The sequence below is a fragment of the Rhodococcus sp. NPDC060084 genome, assembly GCF_042730335.1.
Classification (GTDB): Bacteria; Actinomycetota; Actinomycetes; order Mycobacteriales; family Mycobacteriaceae; genus Rhodococcus.
Map to the genome: position 1 here is coordinate 28,093 of NZ_JBHWWX010000036.1, position 16,550 is coordinate 44,642.

Below are 16,550 nucleotides of genomic sequence, written 5' to 3' on the forward strand. Positions count from 1 at the left end.
CCGGTGTCGGGGACTGCCGGTCGGCTCAGCCGGCGAGGGACCGTGCGATCACCAGACGCTGAATCTGATTGGTGCCCTCGAAGATCTGCGTGATCTTGGCGTCGCGCATGAACCGTTCGACGGGGAAATCGCGCGTGTAGCCGTAGCCGCCGAGTACCTGCACGGCATCGGTGGTGACCTTCATGGCGGCGTCCGTCGCGACGAGTTTCGCAACCGAGGCCTGGCGCGAGTAGGGGAGACCCGCGTCCTTGCGGCGCGCGGCGTCGAGGTAGGTGGCGCGGGCGGAGTCTACTGCCGCAGCCATGTCGGCGAGGACGAATCCGAGACCCTGGTGGTCGATGATGCGCTTGCCGAACGCCTTGCGTTCCTTGGCGTAGGCGGTGGCCTCGTCGAGCGCTGCCTGTGCGATACCGGTGGCCACGGCGGCGATGCCGAGGCGGCCCGAATCCAGCGCGCTGAACGCGATGGGCAACCCTTGGCCTTCGCCGCCGATGCGGCGGTCGGCCGGAACGAATGCGTCGTCGTAATGTGCTGCGGTGGTGGGAATCGCGTGCAGGCCCATCTTCTCCTCGGGTTTGCCGAAGCTCAGGCCCTCGGTTCCGTCGGGCACGAGGAAGCACGAGATGCCCTTCGAACCGGTGTCCGCGGTACGCGCGAACAGAGTGTAGAAATCGGCCTTGCCACCGTTGGTGATCCACGCCTTCGATCCGGTGATGCGGTATCCACCGTCGACCGCGGTCGCCCGGCACGCGAGGGCGGCGGCATCCGATCCGGCCTGCGGCTCGGACAGGCTGTACGCGCCGATGGTGTTGCCGCCGAGCATGTCCGGAAGCCACGCGTTCTTCTGTTCGTCGGTGCCGTGGGTGGCCAGGGCGAAACAGGAGAGGCCGTGCACACTCACCGCGACCGCGACCGCAGCCCACCGGGCTCCGAGTTCTTCGAGGACCTGGAGGTAGACCTCGTAGGGCTGGTCACCGCCGCCGAACTCCTCGGGGTACGGCAGGCTCAGCAGGCCGGCCGCACCGAGCGCCGGGAACACACCCTCCGGGAACGTCTCGGCGCGCTCGTGCTCGTCGACGCGCGGGGCCAGGACCTTGTCGGCGACATCGCGGGTCAGCTCGATCAGGTCGTAGGCCTCTTGGGTGGGGAGAAGACGCTCGACAGCCACAGGATTCCTCCCTCAGAAAACAGTACTGAGAACGATACTGCAGTACTGTCCTAAGTATGACAAGAGCGGAGACGCGCCGGACGACAGCGCGCCGGGCCCAACTGTTCGACCAGCTCGTCGCGATGTTTCTGGCCGAGGGCTTCGCGCACCTCACCCTCGACGACATAGCCGCCCGCCTCCACTGCTCGAAGTCCACGCTCTACGCGCTCGCGGAGAACAAGGACCGGCTCGTCTACGCCGTCACGGTGCACTTCTTCCGGGGTGCCACCGAGCGCGTCGAAGCAGAACTCGCACGCAGTACAGGAGCGGAAGCGCGGATCCGCACCTACCTCGAGGCCGTCGGACGGCAACTCGAACCGGCATCCGCGCGCTTCATGGAGGACATCGCCCGAACTCCCGTCGCGCGCGAGGTGTACGAGCGCAACACCCGGATGGCGGCAGATCGGGTGCGCACGCTGATCTCCGAGGGTGTCGACGCGGGCGATCTCCGCGACGTGCACGCGGCTTTCGTCGCCGACGTCGTCGCGTCCGTGATGGTGCGAATCCAGCAACGGCAGGTCGCCGAGGCGACGGGACTGGCCGACGCCCAGGCCTACCGCGAACTGGCGGCGCTCCTGACGCACGGTCTCACAACCTGACCGCGCCTAGGATCGCAGGCATGGACCCACAGATCGGGACCGGGCCGGTCCGCCTCGAGATCGTCGTGGCCAGCGTGCGCGCCGGACGCGTCGCACCGGTGGTCGCCCACTGGTTCGCCGAGACCGCTCGGCGCCGAGCAGAATTCGATGTGGGAATCATCGACCTCGCGGACACTCCCTTACCGCAGGATCTCTCGGGAGGACCCGAAGCCGACGCGTTCACCCGCCGGGTGGGCGCGGCCGAGGCGTTCGTCGTGGTCACCTCGGAGTACAACCACGGATATCCCGCTGCCCTCAAGACCGCGATCGACACCGTGAAACACGAATGGCGCACCAAACCGATCGGATTCGTCTCCTACGGCGGGCTGTCCGGCGGTCTGCGCGCCGTCGAGCAACTCCGGCAGGTCGTCGTCGAGGTGCACATGGTGCCGGTTCGCGAATCGGTGAGCTTCCACCGCGTCAAGCACGCGTTCGCGCAGGACGGCACCACCACCGACGGGGCGGCGATCGACGCGGCGGAGCGCATGCTCGACCAGATCGATTGGTGGGCGCGGACTGTGCGGGCGGGGCAGGCTCGCACGGAATATCCCGGCTGAGCGGGGCAGTCAGGACACCGGAACAGGTTCGGGACTCCGCGGCCGTCCGATGTGGGTGGTCTCGGCGGCAATGGTCACGAGCGTGAGGCGCACGCGGGTGCCGGCTGTCGTGAGCAGGATCCGGTCTCCCGATGCGCCCGGTTGGTGAAGCAAGACCGTGGGGCGTTCTCCGGGCAGGCTGTCCGGGTGCATCTGCACGTGAATCGCGCTGACCTGGGGCGGAACCGTCGTGGGCCGCACGCCGTCGTAGACCACGGTGTCGAACTTCCGGTCGTCGGCGTACTCACCTGCCACGCGAAGCCGATCCGGTCCGGCAGCACCGTCGAGCAGCGGTCGCCACGCACCGACCCGGTCGGTGTACAGGAGAACCCGCGCTCCCACGGCCACCGCTCTGAACACGACCTGCTGTGCCAGGTACAACTCACCCGCGACATGCACAGAGCGGATCCCGGGGCCGAAGAGTCGCACGGTGACCGCACGCCCGGCATCGTCCGAACCGATGAGCTGACCGCAACCGCCCGGTGGCAGTGCGAGCCCATCCAGTTCGCCGGCACTCACATCACGCAACGGCGCCACGTGCTCGAGCCGCGGAGCGGCCACCGGCAAGGCGGCGGTCAACGACTCCCGGTCGAGCCCGTACGGGCAGCGGAGTCCGGGCAGCGCGGGAACGACAGGCGATCTCGTGGTGAATCGAGCCGATCCCGCGACCCGGACGGCGCCATGATCTCCCGGCCGCAGCCGGACCACGAGTGTCGAGGAGAGGGCGGGATAGGTCCACACGCTGGTCGCTGCTCGCCGACCGAATCGGCGGGGGTCGAAGTAGCCGCCGCTGTTGAAGCCCATCGGGAGGGGGACGTGATGCGGGTGCCGCGCGAATTCGGCCGGCGCGACACCGTGCGCGACGCGACGCGAGGCGTTCTCGATGTCGGAGGCGCTGAGAATGATTCCCGCACAACCACCTTCGTCGAGCACTCGCACGACGCGCCGCGCCGCCGCCGCGACGGCACGTGCCGCCCCTTCCGCTCCGCCGCCGCGCCGGGCGATCGCCTCACCACAGGTCGACACGTCGAGACGGAGAGCGAGCCAGACCGTTCGCTCGGCTGCAGCGGGCAGCGGACCCAGCAGGTGTGCGTAGACCTGCCCTGCCGGGCTCGAATCGCGTACCCGCCATCCGTGCGTCACCACATCGATCCCGTCGAGGGTGACGTCGTGCCGGCGCAGGCACGATGCGATCGCGTCGAGCGGCAGCGTGACCTCGGCCTCGACGCTGTCGCGCCCCAGTCGCATGACCTGCCCGGGCCGCGACACGACTTCGACGACCGCCGTCACGTATGGAGCGTCCCAGCTCAGACCGATCGGGCGCGCGGCCGGCTGCGGGAAGTCGCGCAGGACCGCTTCGTGTCCGCGTCGTCCGAACCGGTAGCGCACCAGTGTGGAGGCGAACGTGATCGCATCGACTCCGCGAACGGGGATGATCAGGGCCGCCGCGACGAGCGCGCCCGCCGCTACCGCCGGCCACATCCGCCCGGTGGCACCGTGCACTGCGGCCCACACCGCCACCGCAGAGATCTGTGCGATCACCAGACGAGTGACGGCAACGGATTTCGTCCGTCCCGCCGCCGCCGAAGCCCCAGCCATGTCTCCCCCCGATCCCGCCCGGCCGCGCCCCCTGCGCTCCACCGGACTTCCCGGCGGAACTGTACTGTGTTGCGGCAGAGAGCGTGCCGCACAGGGGGAGATGCATGGCAGCACAGCCGACCACGCGATGGCAGGTCAGCGGATACAGATTTCTCATGCGGCGCATGGGACACGCATTGGTGCGACGCGATGTGCGGATGATCCACGACCCGCTTCGTTCCCAGTCCCGCGCGCTCGCCGTGGGAACGGTCGTGGCCTGCCTCGGACTCGCCGGCTGCGCCGCGCTGGCGCTGTTCCGGCCTCAGGACCGGATCGGGGATGCCACCGTCGTCGTCGGACGCGAGTCCGGCGCGCTGTATGTCGCCATCGACGGGACCTTCCACCCCGCCCTCAACCTCGCGTCCGCACGCCTCGTGCTCGGCTCGCCTGTCGAACCGGTCGTTGTGGCCGACGACCAGCTGGCGGATCGCCCCCGTGGCCCTCTTGTGGGGATCCCGGGGGCGCCGTCGTCGCTGGCACACGGTGCGGACGATCGGCCGTGGACCGTGTGCGACACCGTCGAACCTCACGGAATGCTCGCCGTGACGACCGCCGTCGTCGTCGGCGAGCCGGAGAGTGGCAGAAATACGCCCCTGCGCGACGACGAGGCGTTTCTGGTCTCGTCCGACGATCGTTTCTACTTGGTGTACAACGGGGTTCGAGCCGAGATCGATCCGGACGACCGTGCGTTGACGCGCGTGCTCGGTCTCGATGTGACGCGGGCTCGTCCGGTGAGTCCCGGCCTCCTGGGCGCGATTCCCGAAGTGCCTGCTCTCGCCGCTCCGGTGATTCCCGGTGCGGGCGGTGCTCCGAGCGTGCACGTTCGCGGGTTGCCCGTCGGATCTGTGGTGGCGCTGACCGAACCCGATGGGCAGAGTTTCCATGTCGTGCTGCGTGACGGCGTTCAAGAGGTGTCGCGCGCGACCGCGCAGATCCTGCACGCGTCGGATTCCCAGGGGGCGGCGGAGATCCCGGTCGTACCGCCGGATGTCCTCAAGGATGCGCCCGCCGTGCGGGAGCTTGCGGTGGCGACCTTCCCCGCCGTGATTCCCGACATCGTGGAGCCGGCTGACGCTCCCGTGGCGTGTCTGACCTGGGACCCGACGGGACCCGGGGACGACCGGAACCGCTCCACGCTGGGGTTGTCGGCCGGCACCGGGCTCCCCCTCGCCGAGGACGCCGTCCCGGTGGTACCGGCGCAAGCGGACGGCGCCGGCCCGAATGCCGACGCCGTGTACGTTCCGCCGGGGCGGGGCGTGTACCTCGGCACGACGGCCGTGACACCCGGTAGCGATCGCGCCGGCCCGTTGTTCTATGTCGCGGACACCGGTGTCCGGTACGGCATCGTGGACGGTGACTCCGCGGCAGCCCTGGGTCTGTCGGACCCGGTCCGCGCCCCGTGGCCGATGGTGGAACTCCTCGCACCGGGTCCCGCTCTCGGCAGGACAGAGGCCCTGCTCGCACACGACGGTGTTGCACCGGACCCGAGCCCCGCACCCGTACGCGCGGGAGGCTGACAGCTCAGGACCGCTCGCCGAGACGGCGCCGCGGGATCGACAGCAACACGACGGGCACCAGCGCGATACACACAGCGGCCGCAGCGATCAGCGCGATGGTGCGCGACCGGTTGTCCGGCGGGGGAGTGTCTGCGGGCGCAGCGAGCGGGCGCGGTTCGGGTGGACGCGCCTCTGCCGGAAGTGAACGGCTCGCCGTCAGTGGCGCGGTGACGGCTGCGTACGGATCCACGATCCCGTGGCCGACCCGCGGATTCCAACCTTCGGCAGGGGCGTGCGCGGTCGCCTCGATCCGGGCCATCACCTCACGTGCGGTCAGGTGCGGGTGCCGGGCACGCACGAGAGCCGCAGTCGCCGCGACCAGTGGCGCTGCGAAACTGGTGCCGGAAATCGATTGCGGCCCGTTCGATCCCCAGACCTGGTCCACGAGACCCGCCGTGCCGGGATTCAAGGAGACCAGTCCGCTGCCCGGTGCCGCGACATCCACCCACGGGCCGGGCAGGCTGTATTCGGACGGGGTGCCGTCCGGTTCGACAGCGCCGACGGCGAGCACGTAGTCGTCGTACCAGGCCGGCGACGCCAGAGTCGTCACAGAATTCCACGGATCTGCTTCGGGCGCAGCAGGATCGAGCGATCCAGGATTGCCGGGGCGGCAGGTATCGGTGTTCCCGGCCGCCACGACCACGACGACGTCTTCGACATCGGTGGCGTACTGCACCGCCGCGCCCAAGGGGCCGTCGAACAGCCCTTCGGCAGTGGTCCGGCATGCCACCTCCGAGATGTTCACGACGGTCGCACCCAGATCCACCGCTCGACGGAGCGCGAGGGCGAGTGTGCGCACGTCGCCGTAACCGGTGGCATTGCGGGCGGTGTCGTCGTCTGCGCGTGCCCGATCCGAGTACCGTCCGCTCGACTGGCGAATCGTGATCAGCTGGACATCGGGCGCACCACCGGCGAACCCGGATCCGGGAACCTGGGCAGCCGCGATGAGACCTGCGACGAGTGTGCCGTGTGCGTCGCAGTCGTCCGTGCCGTCCCCTGTCGACACGTAATCGCCACCCGGTTGCAGTGCGGGTAGCCGGGGATGGGGTTGCACCCCGGTGTCGATGACCGCGACGATTTGCCCCGCGCCCCGGGTGAGCGGCCAGACGGACTCGAAATCGAGAATCCGCTGGGCAACGGGCATCTGGGGCCCGTCCGGTGCCTCCTCCGGTTCGGAGCACACGATGCGTTGTTCCGTGGCGTCCGGCGGCGCCGGAGTGCCACCGGACGGCAGAAGGGCGGGGTCCGGAACGGGTGGTCTCGCCGCGGCCGGACTGCCGCCGCCTGCGATCACAGCCGCGATGACGACAACGCAGGCGGACGCCGCAGGCCGTCGCATCCCTTCACAGCCCCCGCACCGCGGAGTACAAGCCCGCGACCCAGCACGCGAGCGGAACGATGAGCGCGATCACGGTGTATTCGGTCAGTTCCGCGATCCGGCGCTGCACCGGCGTGAACTGACGGCGGGGCGCCACCACACCGAACACGATCGCGCCGGCGAACATTGCCAGGGCAGCGGCGGAGACGAACCACGGCGAAACGGGGGCGAGTACCGCCGCTCCGGTGATCAGCCCGATCAGGATGGTCGCGCCGCCCAGCACCAGCGGCACCGCTTCGGTCGCGGACGTGTAGGAGCGGCCCCGGAACATCAGCACGACCGCGGTGGTGACGGCCAGACCGACCCCCGGCCACGACACCGCCCCGGCCACCGGATAGGCCGCGCACCACGCGCCGCCGACAGCCAGGGCGGCCGCGGCGTAGATCAGCCCCGTCAGATGCGCGCGGGCGCGTCCGATCCGTGCCTCGAGTTCCCCGAACGACGGGAGCGGAGCGGCTGCCTCCGGATCGGGCGATACCGGGTCGAGTGACGTTCCGGGTACGGGTACCGGAGGTACGGGCAGGCGGCCGAGAACCGCTGCGAGACGTGGCGTGGAGGCGACGAGAAGCAAGGCTGCGATCACCGTGCCCGCCCCGACCGCGTGCGGCCCGGCACCGGCCGTCGACGCAAGGACCAGTGCGACCGCCGCACCTGCCGCAGCGGCGGCGACACCGGTGAACGTCGCAGTACCGACCATGGCCGTTCGCAAGGCGATCACCGCCGCCGCACCGACCAGCACTGCCCCGAGCAGTAGTTGTGGAGGCCCCACATTGCCCGGCACGAGCAGCACTCCCGCGGCGAACACCGGCGGTACCGCGCAGACGGCGGGCAGGAGCCCTGTCCGCGGGTCGCCGTAGCCGCGTGAGACGACCGCTGCCGCGAGCAGGAGCAGAACGCCCAGCACCGCCGCGATCGCGCCCGCCACGAGTCGGTGAGGACCTGCCGGCAGTTGCAGCAGGGAAAAACAGCCCGCAGCGAGCGCCGCCGGAGCGAGGACCGTTGCCAGCACACCCGCGGGAGCGGCGCCCCACCGGCGCAAGCTGTCCTTGCCCTCCACCGCCACCGCATACATCACGTCGTCGAACAGTGGGGGAGGTGCAGGAGATCCGGCATCGGCCAGGACGAGCAACTCGCCGTCGCGTACCCCGTGTTCGTCGAGGCTCAGCGCACCCGCAAGCGGCGCATGACCGATCCGGGCGAGCGTCCACGCCCCCGGCTCCACCTGCTCGGGCGTGAGATCGAACCGGTTCGCAGCCCGGTGCGATGCGACGAGGTCCACGATGCCGGGAATCAGCAGCGCCACAGGAACTCCGAGGGGAAGAGCGAGATCCACCTCGGTGTGTTGCGCGAGCACCGTGATCCGGCACAGGTCCGGAGCCTGGACAGCGCCGTGATGCTCGGATCCGGTCTGCGCGGACGTCATCGCTCTTCTTCCCCCGTCGTTCACTCGGTCGCCGGCCGCTGCGCGCGGCTCCCCTCGGATGTGCACCGCGCCGACCGGGACGACGCAGACCATACGACACGCGCCGGTCGGTGTCTCGTGACGGAGTCGCCGGCAGGACCCGATCACGAGGCGCCCTGTATGTCTGCGTCGTGCGCTACCCTTCCTCGGACCGTGGGGGTCGGCCGTCGGGGGACGGTTGTGGGATGCGGTGTTCCGGGGGTGGCGAACGTTGAGTACCGAGCGCTTCGTGCGCGCAGCGCGCAAGGAGGCTCCGCGGGCTCCTAGCGGCGAGTTGAGTGTGCAAGCGCCGCCCGATATTCCGCGTCCGACGCCAGGGAATCTGCTGGTGAGGTTACTGCCGCTCGTGATGGTGGCGGCCATGATCGGCATGATGGCGCTGATGTTCACCTCCGGCATGGCCCGGAGTCCGATGGCGATGATCTTCCCGATCATGATGGTCGTCTCGATGGTCGGCATGCTCGCGAACGGCGGGCGCGGAGGAACGAAGACCTCCGAGGTGGACGAAGACCGCAAAGACTATCTCCGGTATCTCGACCAGGTCCGGCGCGAGGTCACCGAAACCAGTGGCGAACAGCGCAAGTCGCTCGAATGGGCACACCCCGACCCGGCCCTGCTCTGGACTCTCGTCGGCACCGCGCGGATGTGGGAACGGCGGTGCACCGACGCGGATTTCTGCCACGTGCGGGTCGGACGGGGCGGGCAGCGACTCGCCACCCGCCTCGTCGCACCGGACACCGGTCCGCTCGAAGATCTCGAGCCGGTCGCGGCGGTCTCCCTCCGGCGATTTGTGCGCGCCCACTCGGTGGTACCCGCGCTGCCCACGGCGGTCGCACTGCGAGGCTTTGCGGCGATCGGACTCGACGGAGACAGGCAGGCCGCCCGGTCTCTGGTGCGCGCGATGCTCATTCAGTTGTGCACCTTTCACGGGCCGGACGTCCTTCGGGTAGCGGTCGTCTGCGGACCGGACACCGCCGCGGAATGGGAGTGGGCCAAATGGCTCCCGCACGTTCAGCACCCCGATGCCCGCGACGGTGCGGGGAGCGCGCGAATGGTCTTCGGCTCGGTCCTCGAACTGGAGACGGACCTCGCTCCGGTCCTCTCGACCCGAGGACGCTTCACACGCAATGCCCCGGCCTTCGAGGGAGTTCCGCAGCTCGTCGTCGTGGTCGACGGTGGTGTGTCGGGGTCCGGGTCGGGACTGCTCGAGGACGGGCTGGATTCGCTGACGATCCTCGACCTGTCGGGTTTCGCGCCGCGACTCGCGTCGGCTCGCGGTCTCCAACTCGTGGTGGAGGACGGCTCTGTCGGCGCACGATCCGGCGTGGAGGTCGAATCGTTCGCCGACGCCGATTCCGTCAGCGCGCCACGGGCTCAGACGGTCGCGCGCCGTCTGGCTCCGTATCGCGTGGTCGCGCAGGCTTCGGCAGGCGACAACTCCGACGAAGGTCCGGCCACCTGGCAGGACCTTGTGGGGGTCGGCGACGTGCTGCGCTTCGATCCCGGCCGAGCATGGGTCCCACGCCGGGGGCGCGACCGTCTGCGGGTTCCCATCGGTGTCGATCCCGACGGCAGACCTGTGGAGATCGACCTGAAGGAAGCCGCCGAGAACGGGATGGGCCCACACGGTCTGTGCATCGGAGCGACCGGATCAGGGAAGTCGGAGTTACTGCGCACACTTGTCCTCGGGCTCGTCGCCACTCATTCGCCCGACGATCTCAATCTCGTTCTGGTCGACTTCAAGGGCGGTGCAACCTTTCTGGGGTTGGAAGGCCTTCCCCATGTAGCGGCGATCATTACCAATCTCGCGGATGAACTCGCAATGGTCGACCGGATGAAGGACGCACTCGAGGGTGAAATGAACCGCAGGCAGGAGTTGCTCCGGGCGTCCGGAAACTTCGCCAACGTCGGAGACTACGAAAAGGCACGTGCGGCGGGTGCTCCCCTCGATCCGCTCCCGGCGTTGTTCATCGTCGTGGACGAGTTCTCCGAACTACTTTCGCAGCAACCGGAATTCGCCGACCTGTTCGCGGCGATCGGACGGCTGGGGCGCTCGCTGCACATGCATCTTCTGCTCGCCAGCCAGCGACTCGACGAGGGACGACTGCGAGGGCTCGACAGTCACCTGTCCTACCGCATCGGCCTCAAGACGTTCTCTGCGAACGAATCGCGCAGCGTCCTCGGCGTTCCCGATGCCTACCATCTGCCGTCGGCGCCGGGTGCGGGTTACCTCAAGTCGGATTCGGCGGAGATCGTCCGGTTCGCTGCGGCGTACGTTTCCGGGCCCTCGGTGTCCGGACGCCCGTCCCGGCGGACTGCGGTGCACGGCGTCACCGGTGCACTGCGGCCCCGGGTGTTCACCGCGCGCGCCGTTCCGCTCGACGATCCTGTTCCGCAGGCGGTCCCGGCAGCGGACATTCCCGACGACACGGCGGCCGCAGGAGGCCGTAGCCTCCTCGACCTCGTCGTGGACCGGATCCGCGGACACGGAACACCGGCGCACGAAGTGTGGCTTCCTCCCCTCGAGGAGTCTCCGACTCTCGATGCGCTGGTGCCGCGCTCGGTCCTCACGGGCGAGGTACCCCAGCTCGCCCCCCTGCGGACTCCTGTCGGCATCGTCGACCGGCCGTTCGATCAGCGCCGCGACCTTCTCGTGGTGGATCTTGCGGGTGCGGCCGGCAACGTCGTGATCGTGGGCGGTCCCCAGGCGGGAAAGTCGACGTTGCTGCGCACTCTCGTCGTGTCGACGGCCCTGACGCATACCGCGGAGCAGGTGCAGTTCTACTGTCTCGACTTCGGAGGCGGTGCGCTCGCAGGTCTGGCAGCGCTGCCTCACGTCGGATCGGTCGCAACCCGTCTCGATGCCGATCGGGTGCGGCGTACCGTGGCGGAACTCGTGTCGTTGTTGCGGAGCCGAGAGCGACTGTTCGCCGAGCAGGGTATCGAGTCGATGGCGGAGTTTCGCCGCCGCCGGGCCGGCGGCGCACCCGGCACGTCCACCGATCCGTTCGGCGATGTCTTCCTCGTGATCGACGGATGGCCGAGTATCCGGCAGGACTTCGAGGCTCTCGAGCAGGTCGTGAGTGTGTTGGCGTCCCAGGGGCTTTCGTACGGTATCCACGTGGTGCTCAGTGCGCCCCGCTGGGGGGATGTCCGTCCGGCGATGCGGGATCAGTTCGGCACGCGACTCGAACTGCGCCTCGGGGATCCGTCCGATTCGGAGTACGGACGGAAGAAGGCGGCGACGGTGCCGGAGGGGAGACCGGGCCGTGGGATCGACCGCGACGGGCTGCACATCCTCGTGGCGCTGCCGCGCGTGGACGGTGTCACGGACACCACCGATCTCGGCGCCGGAGTGTCGGGAGCGGTCGCCGCGATCGCCGCCGCGACGCCCGGCGGACGCGCACCGAGGGTCCGGATGCTGCCCGACACCATCGATCGCGCCGATCTGCTCGCGGCGCTGCCCCGCGGATGGCCGAGTGGCCCGGATGCGCCGCCCGCGGTGCGTCTGACGATCCCGATCGGCATCGACGAGTCGGAACTCGCGCCGGTCGCCGTGGACTTCACCGACAGCCCGCATCTCCTCGTATTCGGTGATTCCGGCTGCGGGAAGACAGCCGTTCTGCGTGGGATCTGCCGAGGATTGATGGAGTCGAACACCTCCGACCAGGTGCGCATCATCGTCGGTGACTACCGCCGCACCCTGCTCGGCGTGGTCGAGGGCGACCACCTCGGCGGCTACGCACCGGCCGCGAGTGTGCTGGCCACGATGGCCCAGGAACTCGCCGGGATCTTCGAGCGGCGACTGCCCGGGCCGGGGACGACTCAACAGCAATTGCGGGACCGTTCGTGGTGGTCCGGGCCGGAGGTCTTCGTGATCGTCGACGACTACGACATGGTTGCGGCGAGCGGCCAGAATCCGTTGGCCCCGCTGCTCGAGTATCTGCCGCAAGCCAAGGACCTGGGTCTGCACCTCGTGGTGGCGCGCCGAGCCGGAGGCGCGGGCAGGGCACTGTTCGAACCGGTGCTGGCCCGATTGCGCGAACTTTCCAGTCCCGGGCTGGTGATGAGCGGCAATCGGGACGAAGGTGCGCTGGTGGGCTCGGCCCGCCCGTCGCCCATGCCGGCCGGAAGAGGACTGCTCGTGCGCCGCGACGGCGCGTCGCTCGTGCAGACCGCATGGTCACCGCTGCCGTGACGTCGCCGGAAGTGCTGGTCCTGGCCGTGCTGCCGGGGTGGGTGCGGGGGAAATGGGGTGAGACGTCACGATCGGTACCCGCGGTCGCGGCTCGGTTCGGCGGCGGCTGGGTGTTCGGCGACTCGGCTCTCGACTCTCCGGACGCGATCGACGTCACCGACACGGTCGACGACCCCGCTGCGGTTGCCTCGCCGCGAACGGACGGCCACGAGCCAGGACCCGTGCTGACCGGACTCGTGTGCTATGCCGCCGCGGCCGTGGGTGCCCCATCGATGGTCGCGACAGCCGTCGTGGTGCACCCGACCTGGTGGAACGAGCGTCGCCGCCGCCTACTGGACACGGCCGCGCGTCAGGTCGCGCACAACGTGCTGCTGGTTCCGGTCTCCGTTGCGGCATGTCGTGCCGCGCACCAAGGCGATGCCGAGCGGTACGTCGTGCTCGAGTTCGCCGAGCGAGGCGTCACCGCTGTATCGGTCATGCCGGGGTCGCGCGATGACGGTCCGGCGGTCGACCGGGTCGCCCGGAATCCGGAGATCCTGGTCGACGACCTCGTGGCGGCGGATGCAGGCGACACCGTGTCTGCGGAAGGGGCGGTCAGGTCGCTGATCGCAGCGGTGAACGACGGCCGGGAAGACTCTTGTGTGCTGGTCGTGACCGGTGCGCCGGGCGAACCGGCGGGAGGGTCGGCGTGCGAGCAGATAGCGAACCGGATCGCCGGCACCGTCCCGACCGTGCCGGTCGCTGCCGCGGAGATGGTGGCGGCAGTGTCCGGCCGCCACACCCAGGGCACCGCCCCCGCCGAGACCGCCCCCGCCGAGACCGCCCCTGCCGAGACCGCCTCGACGGTGCCGTGGTTACACGAGGTACGGACACCGGGAACCGCTCCTGACACCGGCGACGGGCGAACCGCCAAGGTCATCCTCGCGGTGGTGAGCTTCGGTGTGCTCGCCGCGGTGTTCCTGTGGGTCGGCGCACACGCGCCCCCCGGATCCGTGGCGGGTGCCGGGACGACCGGCGACGGCGCCGGTGCCACCGACAGCCCCGCCTCGGCGGCAGACCCGGATCTCTCACAGCCCCGCACGGATCGGCCGGCTCGCTTCGAGATCGGGCCGGTGCGCCTCGACCTGCCCGGTTCCTGGCGCCTGCGAACGCCGGAATCGGCGGACTCCGGGCGTGCGGAACTCGTCCCGGCGTCGGGCACCGACCGGAGAATCGTGATCGTGCACAGCGTCCTGGCCGACGGCATGGACGAGCATGCCGTGGCCGCGGTGCTCGGGACACGGGCGGAGGAACGCGGCCGGGTGATTCGAAATATGGACGCCGACACCACATTCGCGGACCGGAGTGTGATCGCCTACACCGAAGTGCCCGACGAATTCTCCGAGGTTCGGTGGTCGGTCGTGGTCTTCCCGGGGTTGCAGGTCGCGGTGGGTTGCCAGTTCCTCGACGGTGAGTGGGCAGGGATGCGGCGCGAGTGCGAGCAGGCGGTGCACACCCTCCGGACCGGGTGAAGACACGCTGGAAAACGAATTCCGGATCCGAGGGAACCGCTCGGCCGGTTGCGGCGTCCAACCTTGTGTAGGCGCAATCCGGCTCAGACCAACTGGGGGGCTGAGACAGCCGGTGCGCGGAACGATCGAAGGAGCACTCGTGACCGAACCGTCGGCCGGAGCAGGGTCCGGCCACTCGAATGGCTTGAGCACAGATGTCGCAACCATGGAGGTGGTCGCGGGGCAACTTCAGGATTCTCGCAACGAACTCGTGGGGATTCTCCGAGTGCTCGGCGACGTCGTGCAGTCCGCACCGTCCGTGTGGCGAGGTGTGTCCGCCACGCGCTTCGCCGGAATCATGGAGCGCTGGAATGTCAACAACACCAACCTGACCGCCGCGCTCGACGAACTCGCGGAAGCGGTGCGGACCAGCGGCCGGTCCTACGACGCGACCGAACAGGAGAACGCACGGGCGCTCGGTGCCGTCGACCCCGGTGCCGGTTCCCTTCTCCGCGGTTCGTTCTGATCCCCGGTCCCGAATCCAGCTGAAGGAGAACGAACAGTGACAGTCGACGGTGGATCCGAGATCTTCCAGAATTTCGCGGGCGTCGCAGATCTGCACGCGCGTCTCGTCTCGGGCGAGAAGGCGATCAGGGACACGCTCGACCGGATCGAATCGCAGGTAGCGCCGCTGGTGGCCACGTGGAGTGGTGAGGCGCAGGCCGACTACGTCGCGACGCAGCAGCGGTGGAACCGGGCCGAAGCGGGCCTGATCCAGGTGCTGCAGGACATCGGCCGGATCGTGTCGAGCGGCAACGACGACATGCTGGCAACCGAACGGAGGAACCAGGCACGCTTCCCGGGGTGATACCCGGTGCGTCCGGTGGGTGCAGGGGGAGAACCCACGGCACTGCGTCCCGGTGGTGGAGAGGCCGCCGGGACGTTGTGCTGTCCGGATGCGTTTTGACCTACCGGCCGCTGCGCCGGTAAAGTGGTTCCTCGGCGTGTCGTCCGTCGTCGTTGCCTTGTGCGCGGCGAACATCTCATCCCGGGTCTCAACTGGCCGCCGGGTGTGACCATCGGCGGCATGCGGGCCAGCAGCGAAAACGATAGACGAGGAAATTCTGTGTCTACGTACACACCGAAGGCCAGCGAGCTGACCCACGAGTGGCACGTCATCGACGCCACCGACGTGGTCCTCGGCCGCCTCGCGGTGCAGGCGGCGAACCTGCTCCGTGGCAAGCACAAGCCCACCTTTGCTCCGCACATGGACGGCGGTGATTTCGTCGTCATCATCAACGCCGACAAGGTCGCCATCTCCGGCAACAAGCGGACCGACAAGTTCCTGTACCACCACTCCGGTTACCCGGGTGGCCTGCGGGGTCGTTCGGTCGGCGAGGTTCTCGACAAGAACCCCGATCGTCTCGTGGAGAAGGCCGTCACCGGCATGCTCCCGAAGAACAAGCTCGGCCGCGCCATCGCCAAGAAGCTGAAGGTCTACGCGGGCCCGAACCATCCCCACGCCGCGCAGCAGCCGGTGCCGTTCGAGATCAAGCAGGTGGCACAGTGACGACGCCCGAGGAACAGAACGAGAACGTGACGAACGTCGAAGAGTTCGCCGACAACGTCGAGGTCGCTGCAGACGAGTACGTGGCCGAAGAGGCTGTTGCGGAGCCCGTGGCTCCGATCGTGCTCGACCGTCCGATCCAGACCGTCGGTCGCCGTAAGGAGGCCGTGGTCCGCGTGCGTCTGGTGCCCGGCTCCGGCAACTTCGTCCTCAACGGGCGCACCATCGAGGATTACTTCCCGAACAAGGTGCACCAGCAGCTCGTGAAGTCGCCGCTGGTGACCGTCGAGCGCCCCGAGGGCTTCGACATCCACGCTCGCCTGCATGGTGGCGGCCCGTCCGGCCAGGCCGGCGCGCTGCGTCTCGCCATCGCACGTGCACTCATCGAGGTCACTCCCGAGGATCGCCCCGCGCTCAAGCGCGCCGGCTTCCTCACGCGTGACCCGCGTGCCGTCGAGCGTAAGAAGTACGGCCTGAAGAAGGCCCGTAAGGCATCTCAGTACTCCAAGCGCTGATGTGTCGCCGACGCTGACCTGGTCAGCCTCGGCACTTGTTCGACCACGAGAGCAGGCGTCGGTAGAGATTCGCTACCGGCGCCTGCTTTCGTGCATTCTGTCTTCCGTCAGATTCCGGGGCCGGGTACGCCGTGCCGCGGAACAGGGGAGCATTGCGCGGTAGTGACCGCAGTGAATGGTGAGGGGCGTGTCTATGGGTCGGTTGTTCGGCACCGACGGAGTTCGAGGCTTGGCAAATGCCGAGCTGACGGTGGAGTTGGCATTGCGTCTGGCCGGTGGTGCTGCCGCGGTGCTGGCGCCGGTGG

Annotated in this window: 14 protein-coding genes; 10 read left to right on the forward strand and 4 right to left on the reverse strand. The window is 69.1% G+C overall.

Annotated features, from left to right (window positions below; genetic code table 11):
* Positions 1 to 25 precede the first annotated feature (25 nt).
* Positions 26 to 1,168: an acyl-CoA dehydrogenase family protein gene (locus ACFWBU_RS16905; protein WP_378528785.1), complete on the reverse strand. Its 1,143-nt coding sequence runs from the start codon at positions 1,166 to 1,168 to the stop codon at positions 26 to 28.
* Between the two features lie 56 nt (positions 1,169 to 1,224).
* Between ACFWBU_RS16905 and ACFWBU_RS16910 the strand changes: the two genes are divergently transcribed.
* Together ACFWBU_RS16910 and ACFWBU_RS16915 are read left to right on the forward strand one after the other, a co-directional pair.
* Entirely contained in the window at positions 1,225 to 1,806 is a 582-nt protein-coding gene (locus tag ACFWBU_RS16910; protein WP_296551755.1) for a TetR/AcrR family transcriptional regulator, read from the forward strand.
* 20 nt (positions 1,807 to 1,826) lie between these two features.
* Entirely contained in the window at positions 1,827 to 2,402 is a 576-nt protein-coding gene (locus ACFWBU_RS16915; RefSeq protein ID WP_169619950.1) for an NADPH-dependent FMN reductase, read from the forward strand.
* Positions 2,403 to 2,411: 9 nt separating this feature from the next.
* On the opposite strand, the gene eccE is transcribed toward ACFWBU_RS16915, so the two are convergent.
* Positions 2,412 to 4,040, reverse strand: coding sequence for a type VII secretion protein EccE (gene eccE, locus ACFWBU_RS16920; RefSeq protein ID WP_378528786.1), 1,629 nt, complete (start codon positions 4,038 to 4,040; stop codon positions 2,412 to 2,414).
* Positions 4,041 to 4,144: 104 nt separating this feature from the next.
* Between eccE and eccB the strand changes: the two genes are divergently transcribed.
* The gene (eccB, locus tag ACFWBU_RS16925) at positions 4,145 to 5,596 is read left to right on the forward strand and encodes a type VII secretion protein EccB (RefSeq protein WP_378528787.1); all 1,452 of its coding nucleotides are present in this window, start codon (positions 4,145 to 4,147) and stop codon (positions 5,594 to 5,596) included.
* A gap of 4 nt (positions 5,597 to 5,600) precedes the next feature.
* Here eccB and mycP read toward each other — a convergent pair whose 3' ends face one another.
* Positions 5,601 to 6,974, reverse strand: coding sequence for a type VII secretion-associated serine protease mycosin (gene mycP / locus ACFWBU_RS16930; RefSeq protein ID WP_378528788.1), 1,374 nt, complete (start codon positions 6,972 to 6,974; stop codon positions 5,601 to 5,603).
* Between the two features lie 4 nt (positions 6,975 to 6,978).
* Positions 6,979 to 8,436: a type VII secretion integral membrane protein EccD gene (gene eccD / locus ACFWBU_RS16935; protein ID WP_378528789.1), complete on the reverse strand. Its 1,458-nt coding sequence runs from the start codon at positions 8,434 to 8,436 to the stop codon at positions 6,979 to 6,981.
* 250 nt (positions 8,437 to 8,686) lie between these two features.
* On the opposite strand from eccD, the gene eccCa reads away from it, so the two are divergent.
* From eccCa to ACFWBU_RS16970, 7 genes are all read left to right on the forward strand, one after another.
* On the forward strand, positions 8,687 to 12,673 hold the full coding sequence (gene eccCa, locus ACFWBU_RS16940) for a type VII secretion protein EccCa (protein WP_378528790.1): 3,987 nt from the start codon (positions 8,687 to 8,689) through the stop codon (positions 12,671 to 12,673).
* On the forward strand, positions 12,655 to 14,184 hold the full coding sequence (locus tag ACFWBU_RS16945) for a type VII secretion-associated protein (RefSeq protein ID WP_378528791.1): 1,530 nt from the start codon (positions 12,655 to 12,657) through the stop codon (positions 14,182 to 14,184). Before eccCa ends, ACFWBU_RS16945 begins: the two co-directional genes overlap by 19 nt.
* Positions 14,185 to 14,323: 139 nt before the next feature.
* The gene (locus ACFWBU_RS16950) at positions 14,324 to 14,689 is read left to right on the forward strand and encodes a WXG100 family type VII secretion target (protein WP_296551762.1); all 366 of its coding nucleotides are present in this window, start codon (positions 14,324 to 14,326) and stop codon (positions 14,687 to 14,689) included.
* A 36-nt stretch (positions 14,690 to 14,725) separates the two neighbouring features.
* Entirely contained in the window at positions 14,726 to 15,031 is a 306-nt protein-coding gene (locus tag ACFWBU_RS16955) for a WXG100 family type VII secretion target (protein WP_169619943.1), read from the forward strand.
* A gap of 258 nt (positions 15,032 to 15,289) precedes the next feature.
* Positions 15,290 to 15,733 carry a 50S ribosomal protein L13 gene (gene rplM, locus ACFWBU_RS16960; protein WP_169619942.1) on the forward strand — a complete coding sequence of 148 codons (444 nt, stop codon included), beginning with the start codon at positions 15,290 to 15,292 and terminating at the stop codon, positions 15,731 to 15,733.
* The gene (rpsI, locus tag ACFWBU_RS16965) at positions 15,730 to 16,245 is read left to right on the forward strand and encodes a 30S ribosomal protein S9 (RefSeq protein ID WP_169619941.1); all 516 of its coding nucleotides are present in this window, start codon (positions 15,730 to 15,732) and stop codon (positions 16,243 to 16,245) included. Before rplM ends, rpsI begins: the two co-directional genes overlap by 4 nt.
* 193 nt (positions 16,246 to 16,438) lie before the next feature.
* The coding region (locus tag ACFWBU_RS16970) for a hypothetical protein (RefSeq protein ID WP_378528794.1) at positions 16,439 to 16,550 on the forward strand (112 nt) is incomplete at its 3' end.

Bases quoted from the DNA above. Each gene is read 5' to 3' on its own strand.
- ACFWBU_RS16915 (WP_169619950.1), top strand. From the start codon at position 1,827: ATGGACCCACAGATCGGGACCGGGCCGGTCCGCCTCGAGATCGTCGTG.
- ACFWBU_RS16910 (WP_296551755.1), top strand. From the start codon at position 1,225: ATGACAAGAGCGGAGACGCGCCGGACGACAGCGCGCCGGGCCCAACTG.
- eccE (WP_378528786.1), bottom strand. From the start codon at position 4,040: ATGGCTGGGGCTTCGGCGGCGGCGGGACGGACGAAATCCGTTGCCGTC.
- eccD (WP_378528789.1), bottom strand. From the start codon at position 8,436: ATGACGTCCGCGCAGACCGGATCCGAGCATCACGGCGCTGTCCAGGCT.
- mycP (WP_378528788.1), bottom strand. From the start codon at position 6,974: ATGCGACGGCCTGCGGCGTCCGCCTGCGTTGTCGTCATCGCGGCTGTG.
- eccB (WP_378528787.1), top strand. From the start codon at position 4,145: ATGGCAGCACAGCCGACCACGCGATGGCAGGTCAGCGGATACAGATTT.
- ACFWBU_RS16945 (WP_378528791.1), top strand. From the start codon at position 12,655: ATGGTCACCGCTGCCGTGACGTCGCCGGAAGTGCTGGTCCTGGCCGTG.